This is a genomic window from Vibrio rhodolitus, from assembly GCF_003350325.1.
In the GTDB taxonomy this organism is placed as follows: Bacteria; Pseudomonadota; Gammaproteobacteria; order Enterobacterales; family Vibrionaceae; genus Vibrio; species Vibrio rhodolitus.
The window spans coordinates 24,065-36,783 of record NZ_QLYZ01000030.1; the positions used below are offsets into that span (position 1 = coordinate 24,065).

At 46.5% G+C, this 12,719-nt stretch carries 12 protein-coding genes, 1 tRNA gene and 2 rRNA genes; 6 read left to right on the forward strand and 9 right to left on the reverse strand.

The window, feature by feature from the left end; all coding sequences use genetic code 11:
- Nucleotides 1–7: 7 nt before the first annotated feature.
- The 5 genes from xerC to lptM all read right to left on the reverse strand — a co-directional run bounded on the left by xerC (nt 8) and on the right by lptM (nt 3,908).
- The gene (gene xerC, locus DPF93_RS19940; RefSeq protein ID WP_114767788.1) at nt 8–928 is read right to left on the reverse strand and encodes a tyrosine recombinase XerC; all 921 of its coding nucleotides are present in this window, start codon (nt 926–928) and stop codon (nt 8–10) included.
- On the reverse strand, nt 900–1,604 hold the full coding sequence (locus tag DPF93_RS19945; protein ID WP_114767789.1) for a DUF484 family protein: 705 nt from the start codon (nt 1,602–1,604) through the stop codon (nt 900–902). Before DPF93_RS19945 ends, xerC begins: the two co-directional genes overlap by 29 nt.
- Before the next feature lie 13 nt (nt 1,605–1,617).
- Nucleotides 1,618–2,448, reverse strand: coding sequence for a diaminopimelate epimerase (gene dapF, locus DPF93_RS19950; protein WP_114767790.1), 831 nt, complete (start codon nt 2,446–2,448; stop codon nt 1,618–1,620).
- 10 nt (nt 2,449–2,458) lie between these two features.
- Nucleotides 2,459–3,712: a diaminopimelate decarboxylase gene (lysA, locus tag DPF93_RS19955; protein WP_114767791.1), complete on the reverse strand. Its 1,254-nt coding sequence runs from the start codon at nt 3,710–3,712 to the stop codon at nt 2,459–2,461.
- Nucleotides 3,713–3,791: 79 nt separating this feature from the next.
- A complete protein-coding gene (gene lptM, locus DPF93_RS21570) occupies nt 3,792–3,908 on the reverse strand; it encodes an LPS translocon maturation chaperone LptM (protein ID WP_425275316.1) in 117 nt (38 codons plus the stop codon).
- A 75-nt stretch (nt 3,909–3,983) separates the two neighbouring features.
- Here lptM and cyaY point away from each other — a divergent pair, with 75 nt between their 5' ends.
- The gene (gene cyaY, locus DPF93_RS19965) at nt 3,984–4,298 is read left to right on the forward strand and encodes an iron donor protein CyaY (RefSeq protein WP_114767793.1); all 315 of its coding nucleotides are present in this window, start codon (nt 3,984–3,986) and stop codon (nt 4,296–4,298) included.
- A 49-nt stretch (nt 4,299–4,347) separates the two neighbouring features.
- Here the strand turns inward: cyaY and DPF93_RS19970 are convergent, their stop codons facing one another.
- Nucleotides 4,348–6,879, reverse strand: coding sequence for a class I adenylate cyclase (locus tag DPF93_RS19970; protein WP_114767794.1), 2,532 nt, complete (start codon nt 6,877–6,879; stop codon nt 4,348–4,350).
- Between the two features lie 345 nt (nt 6,880–7,224).
- Here DPF93_RS19970 and hemC point away from each other — a divergent pair, with 345 nt between their 5' ends.
- The 5 genes from hemC to DPF93_RS19995 all read left to right on the forward strand — a co-directional run bounded on the left by hemC (nt 7,225) and on the right by DPF93_RS19995 (nt 11,774).
- Nucleotides 7,225–8,163, forward strand: a complete 939-nt coding sequence (hemC, locus tag DPF93_RS19975; protein WP_114767795.1) for a hydroxymethylbilane synthase — start codon at nt 7,225–7,227, stop codon at nt 8,161–8,163.
- Nucleotides 8,164–8,168: 5 nt separating this feature from the next.
- Entirely contained in the window at nt 8,169–8,915 is a 747-nt protein-coding gene (locus DPF93_RS19980) for a uroporphyrinogen-III synthase (RefSeq protein WP_114767796.1), read from the forward strand.
- Nucleotides 8,912–10,114, forward strand: coding sequence for a uroporphyrinogen-III C-methyltransferase (locus DPF93_RS19985; protein WP_114767797.1), 1,203 nt, complete (start codon nt 8,912–8,914; stop codon nt 10,112–10,114). The genes DPF93_RS19980 and DPF93_RS19985 overlap by 4 nt, the downstream gene beginning before the upstream one ends.
- Nucleotides 10,114–11,295, forward strand: a complete 1,182-nt coding sequence (locus DPF93_RS19990) for a heme biosynthesis protein HemY (protein ID WP_114767798.1) — start codon at nt 10,114–10,116, stop codon at nt 11,293–11,295. The genes DPF93_RS19985 and DPF93_RS19990 overlap by 1 nt, the downstream gene beginning before the upstream one ends.
- A 284-nt stretch (nt 11,296–11,579) precedes the next feature.
- A complete protein-coding gene (locus DPF93_RS19995; RefSeq protein ID WP_244204759.1) occupies nt 11,580–11,774 on the forward strand; it encodes a c-type cytochrome in 195 nt (64 codons plus the stop codon).
- Between the two features lie 277 nt (nt 11,775–12,051).
- Here DPF93_RS19995 and DPF93_RS20000 read toward each other — a convergent pair.
- The 3 genes from DPF93_RS20000 to DPF93_RS20010 form a co-directional block, all read right to left on the reverse strand.
- Nucleotides 12,052–12,128, reverse strand: a tRNA-Asp gene (locus DPF93_RS20000).
- Nucleotides 12,129–12,222: 94 nt separating this feature from the next.
- A 5S ribosomal RNA gene (gene rrf / locus DPF93_RS20005) occupies nt 12,223–12,338 on the reverse strand.
- A gap of 93 nt (nt 12,339–12,431) precedes the next feature.
- Nucleotides 12,432–12,719, reverse strand: a 23S ribosomal RNA gene (locus DPF93_RS20010); the annotation flags it as partial.

A 12,719-nucleotide genomic window follows, 5' to 3' on the forward strand; every position in this document is an offset into this window, starting at 1 on the left:
ATTTCAATTACTTCTTTTTCGCCCTTGGGTGGGCTTGGTCATACACTTGCGCAAGATGTTGAAAATCTAAGTGGGTGTAGATCTGTGTGGTTGAGATATTCTCATGCCCCAATAGCTCTTGTACCGCACGTAAGTTATTACTCGACTCCAGCATATGTGTGGCAAAGGAGTGGCGTAATTTATGCGGGCTAATATGGCTTGCCACCGCTTGCTTTTGTCCCCACTCCGCCATGCGTTTTTGTACGTTGCGGTGAGAGATGCGCACGCCCAGCTTAGAGACAAACAGCGCTTTTTCATCAGGTTTTGCTAAACCGCTGCGTACTTTTAGCCATTTCCCGACCCATTCTTTGGCGAGACCAGAAAACGGCACTTTACGCTCTTTATCACCTTTACCGACCACACGTAACTCACCGCTGAATAGACTGACATCTTTGACGTTGACCCCCACCATCTCTGCCAAACGTAAACCGGCGCCATACATCAATTCCATCATGGCACGATCGCGAATCGACAATGGATCGTCATCAGTCACTTCAAGCAGTTGCCCCACTTCATCAACATCGAGGTTTTTCGGCAATGGGCGCTTCTTACGCGGAGCGGAAACACCTTTGGCTGGGTTCGCCGACAGCTCACCACGCAAAATGAGAAAGTCAAAAAAGCTACGCAGTGAAGAAAGCCTAGTCGCAAGGCTGCTCGGTTTCATGCCTTCGCGCATGCCTTTGCTCGCCAATTGACGTACCCAGGCAGCATCGACTTGCGTCCAATCTTTTAGTCCCATGCTCAGCAAGTGCTGCGCCATAGTTTCAAGCTGTTGTTTGTAATTACGTTGAGTATGAAGACTAAGCCCTTTCTCGCTTCTGAGATATTCATAGAAACGTTCCAAGGGCTTTTGTAAGCCGTTAGGCAGAGGTTGTACTGATTCGCTCATTGGTGTCCATTTGCCAAGGCAGAGTCGCAATCGCATGGGAGAGGACTAATGCCAAATGACGTAAAAACAGGGTATCCATATGGGGTTGGAAATGACCGCCATCTTCGCTTGAGAAAGCAATTAACCCTTGTGCTTTGCCTTTTACTAAAGGTAGCACAACGTAAGAGCCAAGCTCTGGTGCTCGGTTGTGTTCACCAAACAACAGTTCACGATCGGCTTTGCGCATCCGCCCTAAATAGGCTGATTTGCCATTGAGATTATTGGTCGCGAAACGCTGATAATGCTCAAAACCGATTTGATAGTGTTGTGAAGGTGCATCAAACAAACGCACATAAGCTAACAAGCCGAGTGCTTTGGCTTTATTCTCAATCGCTTTGATCGCTTCAAGCACCGATTCACACTTTAAGATCTGCTCTTGCAGATCCATAAATTCATGAAACGTTCGGTCATTATTCGCCGCCAAAGACATCAACGAAGTGATCTCTTCTTCAAGCTCTTCAATACGCTGACGTTGACGGTTAAGTTGAACATGCACCAGTGATACCGCGCCTTGCTCTTGAGTTGGCAAAGCGAGGCGATCCACTAAGTCACGTCGATGGATAAAAAAATCGGGATTATCACGCAGATACTCTGCTACTACTTCTGCAGTTAATGCATCCGCTTCAAACTGAGACACAAAGATTCCTTAGTTAGCAGTTAATCTGACCATCGTAAACATGGGTAGCTGGTCCGGTCATATAGAGTGGCTTGCCGATACCTTGCCAGCGAATGTATAACTCGCCGCCCGGTAGGCGCACTTTAACCTGCTCATCCAAAAGCCCTTGCACAATACCCACCGCGACCGCACCACAAGCACCGCTGCCACAGGCTTGCGTCTCTCCCGCACCGCGCTCATAAACACGCAGATTGATCTCATTACGGTTTACCACCTGCATAAAGCCGGCATTCACGCGTTCAGGAAAACGTTCATGGGATTCAAGCATTGGACCTAGGGTGTCGACATCCGCAGTTTGCACGTCTTCAACCACGGTCACCACATGTGGATTGCCCATACTTACCGCACCACAAAACAGCGTTTTGTCCTCTGCGCGCATGATGTAGGTTTTTTCCATCTGCTTGGCTTTAAATGGGATCTTATTTGGCTCAAACTCTGGAATGCCCATGTTAACGGTAACTTGGTCATCTTCTTCGATATTGAGCACCATTTTGCCTTTCTTTGTGCTCACACTGATGCTGTATTTGTTGGTTAAACCTTTCATACGCACAAAACGGGCAAAACAGCGCGCACCATTGCCACACTGCTCTACTTCGCTGCCATCAGCATTGAAAATACGGTAGTGAAAATCCGTTTCAGGATCATAGGGAGCTTCGACCACTAACAGTTGATCAAAACCCACCCCAGTGTGTCGATCCGCCATACGGCGAATCAACTCAGGGGAGAAAAAAATGTTTTGGGTAATGCAATCGACCACCATAAAGTCGTTACCCAAACCATGCATTTTAGAAAAATGGAAATGCATACAGTTTTAATTACTCCGGTAATACGCTCTCAAGTTCCCACAAACTTGGCAGTTCTTCACGCTTGCGCACTAGATGGGTGCGGTTGCCATCAACCATGACTTCAGCAGCTCGAGTACGGGTATTGTAATTTGACGCCATCACAAAGCCATAGGCTCCCGCAGAGCGTACTGCGAGCAAGTCATTTGCTTGCAACACGAGTGCGCGATCTTTGCCGAGGAAATCACTGGTCTCACAAATCGCGCCCACCACGTCATAGGTTTTTGCTTCACCTTGGCGCGGATTGACAGGCACGATATCTTGCCAAGCTTGGTATAGAGCAGGACGCATCAGATCATTCATTGCCGCATCAATAATGGCAAAGTTTTTATGCTCGGTATGCTTTAAGAATTCGACCTTGGTCAACAACACACCGGCATTGGCAACAATGGCACGTCCAGGCTCGAAGATAAGTTCTAGATCTTGATGATTTTCTAGTCGACCAAGCAAGGCTTTGGCATATTCCGATGGCTGTGGTGGCAGCTCATCACGATACACCACACCTAAACCACCACCGACATCAAGGTGGCGAATTTCGATGCCTTGAGTTTTCAGCTCATCAATCAATGCCAACAAGCGATCGGTCGCATCAATAAATGGATCAATCTCAGTCAGTTGAGAGCCAATGTGGCAGTCGATACCTTTAACATCTAAGCTTTCTAGGCTGTGAGCCAACTGATACACCACAGGAGCACGGTCGAAAGCGATACCAAACTTGTTATCACGTAAGCCGGTCGAAATATAAGGGTGAGTATGGGCGTCGACATCTGGGTTGATTCGCAGTGATACCGGTGCTTTAACGCCCATTTCACTGGCAACTTTGTTCAATCGTTCCAACTCAGGCTCAGATTCAACATTGAAACATTTGATCCCCACCTGTAAGGCGCGTTTCATTTCTGCTTCCGTTTTGCCCAAACCAGAAAAGACCACTTTGCTCGGATCGCCACCTGCAGCTAAGACACGCTCAAGCTCACCACCTGACACAATATCAAAACCAGAGCCCAAGCGAGCCAGCGCATTCAGCACACCGATATTGGAATTGGCTTTCACTGCAAAGCAGACTAGATGGGGATGATCACCGACCGACTTATCAAAAGCATGCCAGTGGCGCTCAATCGTCGCGCGCGAGTATACGTAAAGTGGTGTTCCGAACTGCTCTGCTAAATCAGAAAGAGCAACCTCTTCGGCCCAAAGTTGGCCATCATCCTGATAATTGAAGTAATCCAATGTACTTTCCCTTTAATTCTAATGTGGTGTTTACCCAAGAAACTTGAGTGGATCGCCTAGCATCATGCCGAATGCGATATTATTGCGTTTGCTCGTTTTGTTGAGCATCGTCAGGCATGTAAAGTGGTCCTGTTTGACCACAGCCAGCCAAACCCAACACCGAGACGATAAATAGAGCTAAGATTGATTTTTTCATAGGTCTAACCGTGATTATTCTTTCAATGCCCCCTATAATCGCACCACACTCAGGAAAAGCAATAGGATAGACAAGATGAACGATACAGAATTTCATCAACATGCCGATGAGCAGATGCAATTCATCGAAGAAATGATTGATGAATCTGGCGCTGATATCGACTACGAAACATCAGGTAATGTCATGACTTTGGAGTTTGAAGATCGCAGCCAAATCATTATCAACCGCCAAGAGCCAATGAGAGAAATCTGGCTAGCTTCGCGTTCTGGCGGCTTTCACTTTGCTTACGTCGACCAACAGTGGATCTGTTCAAAAACCGGTCTGGAATTGATTGCTATGGTCAAACAAGAGTGTGAAAAACACGCTGGTGAAGCGATCGATTGGGTGTAAACCGCAAAAGTTTTACTTACAAAAAAGAGCACTTGTGTGCTCTTTTTTGTTAGGCATTAACCGCGCGATTCGGTTTGCTGTAACTCGCGCCATCATTACGGTAAGGCACAATATATGGCTCGCCACCCTCTTCGCAGTAGACAATCTGATAGTATTGCGGCAAGTTAAAGTTAATAAACTTCGACGCGACAGCATTGTCATCACGCACTGAGGTATAAAAACTGTTTACGCTGGCGATCATTTCATCTTTTTCGCCATTGTACTGGTGATAAACCTCAACGCGGTTCGCCTCATCCAATACATAAATATTGAAGCCCTTGTCAGTATCTTCAAAGAAGAACTGCACTAAGCCCTCACTGGCACAGTTATCGACAATCTCAGGTAATTGGTAATCCTGCTCTTGGTCAAGCATCAACAGCGGTGAACCTTTGAGTTTATTGGTCGAAATACTGCGGTAGAAATCCACTGAGTTCTCCAACATCTGCACCGACACGCCACGACGCTCAAAGAACAGACCATACATCTGCTGAGCAATGCGCAGTGCTTTAAAGCGACGACGCTTCTCTTGCTCAACCGGCTTGAGACGTAAATCGATACACTCTGCCAGCAATTGATAAACCATATTACGCATCACACCGCGCATATTTTTGCTGTAGCAGAACACATCCACCGACTCCGGAGGAAGCGCATCTTGGTGCATTTTGCCCAAAACTGTTTTCAGTGCATCCAACATTGCGGTTTCACCTTTAAAGTGTAAGGTGCGCACTTCATGCCATGAGTTGCGGTACACCAAATCCACGCTACCGACTAAGCACTTTTGCTCCGGTCCGTAGCTAAAGATATCGATGTTTTTCAAATCCACTTTTTGCGATTTACTATTCAGCTCAGCGGTCGGGTCTTCTTCAAAGTTGATAAACATAGCAAGTTGGCTGATCTCACAAGGACTTGCCAATGCCTGCATGCTTGGGCGACGTTTACGCAACGAGAAAGTATTACGTAGGTCGCTCACCATTTGGTAGAACTTATCGATATCCAAATGCGCATCGCGGATCACCGCATTCAGATGCGTTGATTCAGTGATCAAACCATTAAAGAAAGCCCACGCCACCAACTTACTCAAGTACTCGTTGTGCTCAAGGTAAGGCTGTCCAAGGATACGTTGTGGTTGCAGCGGTTGTTTATACAAATACCAGCCAGACTGATTAGTTCGACCAGGCTGCACTTCAATAAAGGTCAGCTCTGGCTCATGCAAGTCAGGCGAGATTTGCGGGTTGAGTAGCGTAACCTTACCCGGCAACACTTCAAAGGCTGCGTAAAGCTTACGCGCTAAGATACTAATATCTTGCGGGCTAATCGCCGAGGTAATGTCATTGCGACGCGCAAACTGAATCAGGTTGCGATAGCTCAACATCAGCGCATCAAGTAATGAATGATGCACGACTTTGACTTGTTCGACTTTCCAGTGACGACGATTATCCAGCTCTTCGATAACGTCCGAGCCCCAATTCCACTTCGCAACTAAAAGACCCAACGCTTCTCTGCGCCAAGGTACCGATCCGGCGCCTGGCTCACGCGAGAGCTTTTCGTGGGTTTTGAGATAGAAACAGCGACGCACCAAATCAAGACGCGTGGTATCACCGATACGCTCAAGGTAGCGAGTCACTTTTTCTAGCATTAAATAATAAGCATCCATACCGTAGAGGTTTGGCTCATCGGCAAAAAAACGACGCTTAGTATCTAAACTCAATAACTGGGCATGTGGGTACTCCCACGAATACGCTTCCAATAAGATCGCTTTCAGAACGGATTTATATGGGGAGTCGATACTCTTATACAGCTGCCATAAGTTCGAGCCGAAGTACTCTTCAGCTGGGATACGGTGCAATTGCCCAAAATCAATCCATTGCGAACAGTCAATCGAACCTTTATTACACAGTTCTTGAACGTATTCGTCGTAGCACTCTTCCATCTCCGGCGGCACGATTTGCCACAATAAGCGCTGACCCGCAAGACGAACAGCGCTGCGGTAAAACTCATCCAACAACAGCATGTGCTGTGATGAACCACAGTTATCTCCGGTCATTTCTTCTGAGCGATTTGACTTAAATCGCTCAGCATCCATGATAAAGAAGTTTGCCTCGACACCTTGGCTTTGCGCCCAATCGGTGATCAACAAACATTTGTTATTCAAACTTTCGCGCGCGTCATGCGCCATTTCTGGCGACACACAAACCCAAATGTCGAGATCACTGGAGGTGCTTTGACCAATTGAAGAGGTGCTGCCCATAGTATAGAGGGCAAGGATATCTGGATGAGAATTGGCAGTCAGCGGCTGACCGATGGTGAGTTCGGTATCTTCGATAAACTGCTGCTGCTCAGCGTTTAAGTCGAAGCCGTAAATGCCATGCGGAACGTGCGCATCGAAATAGCCGGGAAAAACGGGATGGTTGTAATGCAGAAGAGCAGGAATAAGATGGAATACTCGCTGAGCTTGCAAATCCATAAGCGCCAGCGCGCGTTCGATACGCTGCTGGTTCAAACTATCTAGTCGTTGAATTAACTTCTCAGTGTAAGCCTGCAAGGGAGATTCCTTGGTTATTTCCTATTATACGCCTTGCTCAATAAACAGGCTAAAGCGCCAACAAAACGTGATCAATCTATCATTTTTATTTGGATTGGTAAAGATTTGTACGATCGATTCTACATTGTTTTGTGTTTCAACATCCGTGAATTTCCTGTCCCTAGTTTGGTATGTAACCGCTTTTTCTAATAATAACCTAGTTAACAAACGAGACTTTAATCACAATATTTTGACCGATTTGTGCTACCACGGTGCCAATTCTCTATTCAATGCATTGATCAGTAAATTTTTTGCCCTCTCAGTGGTAGGATTAGTCTATCTACCACAAACGTAAAATAGGCGAATATGACTACTACGGCTCCAATTCGAATCGCGACGCGCAAAAGCCCTCTTGCTCTTTGGCAAGCTCACTATGTTAAAGATGCTTTGCAAGCCGCTCACCCAGGTCTTGAAGTTGAACTTGTGACTATGGTGACGAAAGGTGACATCATTTTGGATACTCCACTGGCGAAAGTGGGTGGTAAAGGTCTATTCGTTAAAGAGCTTGAAGTGGCGATGTTGGAAGGTCGTGCTGACCTTGCCGTACACTCAATGAAAGACGTACCAGTCGATTTCCCTAAAGGCCTTGGTCTAGTGACGATTTGTGAGCGTGAAGACCCGCGTGATGCATTCGTTTCTAACACTTACAAAAATGTTGATGAATTGCCTCAAGGTGCCGTTGTGGGTACTTGTAGTCTGCGCCGTCAATGCCAATTAAAAGAATACCGTCCAGATCTCGTGATCAAAGAGCTACGTGGCAATGTTGGGACTCGCCTAGGTAAACTCGATGCTGGTGAATACGATGCAATCGTTCTTGCAGCTGCTGGTCTAAAACGCCTTAAACTTGAAGAGCGCATTGCCAGCTTTATCGAACCTGAGCAATCACTGCCAGCAGTCGGACAAGGTGCGGTAGGTATTGAGTGCCGTTTAGATGATGAACGCCTAATCAAATTGCTTGAACCGCTAAACCATGCTGATACGGCAGATCGCGTTATATGCGAGCGCGCGATGAACATCACTCTAGAAGGTGGCTGCCAAGTACCTATCGGCAGTTATTCATTACTTGATGGTGATGAGCTATGGTTACGTGCACTAGTAGGTGAACCAGATGGTAGTGAGATCATTCGCGGTGAGATCCGTGGTCCACGTGCACAAGCCGAAGAAATGGGTGTCAAACTTGCCAATGAATTGCTAGATAAAGGGGCACGCGACATTCTTACTCGACTATACGCTGATCACGAGTAATTACTATGGCGGTTCTGGTTACTCGACCAGGTAAGCAAGGGCTTGCGCTTTGTCGCCAACTACAACAGCACGGCATCAAAGCGCTCCACCACCCGCTGATTACCATCCAAGCTGGGGAACAACTCTCCAGCTTAATAGAGCAATTGCCTACGGCTGACATCATCATCGCTGTCAGCCAACATACGGTTACGTTTGCTCACCAAGCTCTCCATCAAAATGACCTCAATTGGCCCAATTCCGCAACCTATCTTGCCGTTGGTCAAAAAACTGCGCAGTTTTTAAGCAAAACCACCAAGCAAAAAGTACACTACCCTGAAAGCAGTGATAGTGAAAACTTACTCAGCCTCACACCGTTACAACAGGTATGCGGTAAACGTATTGTCATTTTAAGAGGTAATGGCGGACGTGAACTGATCTACGATACCTTGCGGGAAAGAGGCGCGAACGTGGAGTATTGTGAGGTTTATAAACGTGAAAATCTCGATTTCCACTCAGAAACGGTCGTTCCTTTCTGGCAAGATAGTCAGATTGAACAGTTAATTATCACCAGCTCGGGACAGCTTAATTTTTTCATCGAGCAAATTGCGCCACCATACCAAGCGTGGATTTTCAATTTGCAGCTCTTTGTCCCAAGCGAGCGCATAGCAGTTGAAGCGCGGCGCGTTGGCTTCCAGAACGTCGTCAATACAGGAAGTGCTTCAAACCAAGACTTATTGGCATCTCTGGCCAAGGAAACAGGACGAAAACAATGACAAGTAAAAACAATAACGATCAGGTTGAATCAGAGAAAAAAACCGAACTAGCTCAAGAGCCAAGCGTCGACACTACCTCTCCAACTGACACTGAAACAAAAGCACAATCGACAGCAGAAACGACTCAGAACGACACAGCCAATCAGCCAGCACCTCAAGCGGAAGAAAAGCACGGCAAGCGCGGCGTTAAACTTGGCGCCATTGCAATTGTACTCTCTATCCTGTTTGGTGGCGGTCTGACTTACCACATGCAGCAAAAAGACGCTCAGTACCAAGCAAAAATTGACGCTTTGGCAGCGCAACTGCAGCAAACCCAATCGTCATTGACCAGTGAAGTTAAAGCGACGGAACAAGCTACGATTGCCAAAGCAACCGAAATAGCCCATCGCGCAGAAACCGTTTTAGCTCAGCAGCAAAAAAGCATTGAAAGCCTACAAGTCGCAGTCGCGGATGTAAAAGGTCGTCGCCCTAACGATTGGCTATTAGCCGAAGCAGACTATCTGGTGAAACTAGCTGGGCGTAAGCTCTTCCTTGAGCATGATGCAGAAAGTGCTACGCTCCTAATGGAAAGTGCTGACCAACGTATCGCGGCACTAAACGATCCAAGCTTGGTGCCACTACGTAAGTCGATGGCAAATGACATCACCAAACTAAAAACCATTCCTCTCATTGACCGAGATGGCTTAGTACTGCGCTTAACCGCATTGCAGCAACAAGTCGATCAGTTACCATTGGCGAACGCGATTCTGCCGGAAGAAAAAGTGCAGGAGCCAGAAAAGGTCTCACAAGATATCAATGACTGGCAGCAAAACCTAAAAACATCACTGAAAGATTTCTCAGAAAATTTCATCACTTTCCGCACACGTGATGGCAACGTTATCCCACTACTTTCTCCGCAGCAGCACTTCTATCTCAAAGAGAATATGAAGGCTAAACTGGAGACTGCGATCAAAGCGGTCTATGTAGAGCAGCAAGAAATTTACACCGCAGCGCTCGACACTGCCGAGCAGTGGTCTGCATCGTTCTTCGATCAAAATAGCAATGCTGTTAAAGAGTTCAATAAAGCAGTCGAGCTATTAAGCAAGCAAACAGTAGAAGTGGAATACCCTGTTAAGCTCGAAACCCAACAGATCCTCTCTGATGTCATTCGTGAGCGCTTGCGCCGTGAGGTAACAACCCTAGTGACGGAGGAAAAATAATGTTTCGACTTATATTTCTCTTCGCGGTACTCGGCGCCGGTCTGTTTGTTGGTAGTCAATACTCGGGACAGCAAGGTTACGTATTGATCTCTGTGGCAAACCAAACCATTGAGATGAGTGTCACCACACTGGTGATTTTTCTTATTGCAGCACTGGCGGCGCTATTTGCGCTTGAGTTTGTGATCAAGAAAATCTTCTACGCCAGCTCTGCAACTTGGAACTACTTCAGCGTACGCAAAATGCGTCGTTCGCGTCGTTATACCAACGAAGGCATCATCAAGCTACTCGAAGGTGACTTTAAAGACGCAGAAAAGAAAGTCACTCGTTGGGCAAATCATCACGATATGCCTCTACTATGTTACTTGGTGGCATCTGAAGCGGCACAAGGACAAGGTGACAGCGCCAAACGCGACCGCTACCTTAAGCTTGCTGCTGAACAAAAAGATTCTCGTCTAGCAGTAGAGCTAACACGAGCAAAACAGCAACTGCGTGAAGCGCGCTTTGATGATGCCTTTGCTACGCTATCCGATCTCAAAGGCGAGTTTCCCAACAATGCGATTGTGCTAAACCTGCTTAAAACCGTTTACATGGAACTTAAGCTTTGGCAGCCACTATTAGACCTACTACCAAAGCTCGCTAAAACAAAACTCATCACTAAGGAAGAACAGTTGCAGCTTGAGCAACATGCCCAGTGTGGCTTGTTAGCTGAGATTGCCGAACAGCAAGGCAGTGAAGGGTTAACTCAACATTGGAATGCACTGCCACGCAAAGTGAAAGGTGATTTACATTTAGTTGAATGCTTTACCAAGCAACTGATCTCACGCAAAGCAGATGATAATGCGTTTACTATTATCAAAGAGACATTGAAGAAGCACCCAAATGCGGATCTCTACAAACTTCTGCCAGAATTGAACTTGCTTGATAGCCACCCAGCGGTGGTCTTTCTTGAGGACACTTTACGCAAAGATGGCAACAATGCTGAAGCACACAGTGCGCTGGCTCAATTCCATCTGCGCAGCCAGAAATGGTCAGAAGCTCAGGAACATTTTGAAAAAGCCCTCGCACAGCGTTCAAATGTTTCAGATTACGCATACTTAGCCGATGCCCTAGAGAAGCAAAACTTTAATAAAGCCGCGCATGAAGTATCGAAGAAAGCGCTTACCTTAGTCAGCAGCAAGTAGCTTCAACAGCAATCCAACAATATTAAAGCCGACCATTGGTCGGCTTTTTTGTATCTAAACAAAGCGTTCAGAACCCATTCATAGCTGATGACATATTTTATATAGCATTACTCAGGAATATTATGGATTATTGTCATGCAAAAGGTTGCTACTGTTCTAATCGCCGCTTCACTTATTATTCTACCGTCTCTGGTACTCGCTAAACCTGTTGAATCAGGTGCCATAGAAAACGCTACCAAACGCTATGTGTAGCCTGTCACGGAGAGTTTGGACATGGTGATGGCATTGCCGCACAAACCCTAAGCGAACAGCCTTCAAATATTTATCAGGAGCTTAATTCTTGGTTTGAATCAGAAGCGGAGTTGATTGATACAGTACTCAATGGCAACGAAGAGATGCCGGCATGGAAAAGCGTACTCAACCAGCAACAAGTCAAAGAGATCTTTGCTTATATTGAGTCAATCAACCAAACCAAATAGATGGGAGAAGAGAAAGAGAGTTAAGAATTTAGTGGATACCAAGATGAAGCATTCACTTGCCCTTTCTCAAAGTGAAGCATTAAAGATGCTGAACGTTCCCGATTCCCACATCTGTAAGTGAGGCGCTAGCCGAACGTTCTCACATCTCGCTTCTCGAAACGACGTATCGCTGATACGGCGTGTTCCCAAAGCACGATATTTTGATATCGAGCGTTCCAATTTCACTTTCGCAGAATGTGAAAAAGCCCTGCTATTTCTAGCAGGGCTTCTCAATAAGTGGCGGAGTGGACGGGACTCGAACCCGCGACCCCCGGCGTGACAGGCCGGTATTCTAACCAACTGAACTACCACTCCGCAGCGGTATTTTTTACTAAATAAAGTCTTATGGTTAGGTAGCTTTATTTAGTTTTGCCTTTAGATTTTTCAAAATCTAAAAACAAGTAAGCAAGCCTGGCGATGTCCTACTCTCACATGGGGAARCCCCACACTACCATCGGCGCTAATTCGTTTCACTTCTGAGTTCGGCATGGAATCAGGTGGGTCCAAATCGCTATGGTCGCCAAGCAAATTCTTTAATCTGGAAAGCTGTTTTTGTGTTCTCTACACAATCAAGTTTTGTTCTTTCTTTGAGTCCAATCAAAACCCCTTGGGTGTTGTATGGTTAAGCCTCACGGGCAATTAGTATCAGTTAGCTCAATGCCTCGCAGCACTTACACACCTGACCTATCAACGTCGTAGTCTCCGACAACCCTTTAGGATACTTAAAGTATCAGGGAGAACTCATCTCAAGGCTCGCTTCCCGCTTAGATGCTTTCAGCGGTTATCGATTCCGAACTTAGCTACCGGGCAATGCGTCTGGCGACACAACCCGAACACCAGAGGTTCGTCCACTCCGGTCCTCTCGTACTAGGAGCAGCCCCTTTCAATTCTCCAACGCCCACGGCA

What these genes read in the sequence shown, in the direction of transcription:
- lptM (WP_425275316.1), bottom strand. Translation starts at nt 3,908, where the DNA reads ATGAAAAAATCAATCTTAGCTCTATTTATCGTCTCGGTGTTGGGTTTG.
- hemC (WP_114767795.1), top strand. Translation starts at nt 7,225, where the DNA reads ATGACTACTACGGCTCCAATTCGAATCGCGACGCGCAAAAGCCCTCTT.
- xerC (WP_114767788.1), bottom strand. Translation starts at nt 928, where the DNA reads ATGAGCGAATCAGTACAACCTCTGCCTAACGGCTTACAAAAGCCCTTG.
- DPF93_RS19985 (WP_114767797.1), top strand. Translation starts at nt 8,912, where the DNA reads ATGACAAGTAAAAACAATAACGATCAGGTTGAATCAGAGAAAAAAACC.
- dapF (WP_114767790.1), bottom strand. Translation starts at nt 2,448, where the DNA reads ATGCATTTCCATTTTTCTAAAATGCATGGTTTGGGTAACGACTTTATG.
- cyaY (WP_114767793.1), top strand. Translation starts at nt 3,984, where the DNA reads ATGAACGATACAGAATTTCATCAACATGCCGATGAGCAGATGCAATTC.
- DPF93_RS19990 (WP_114767798.1), top strand. Translation starts at nt 10,114, where the DNA reads ATGTTTCGACTTATATTTCTCTTCGCGGTACTCGGCGCCGGTCTGTTT.
- DPF93_RS19980 (WP_114767796.1), top strand. Translation starts at nt 8,169, where the DNA reads ATGGCGGTTCTGGTTACTCGACCAGGTAAGCAAGGGCTTGCGCTTTGT.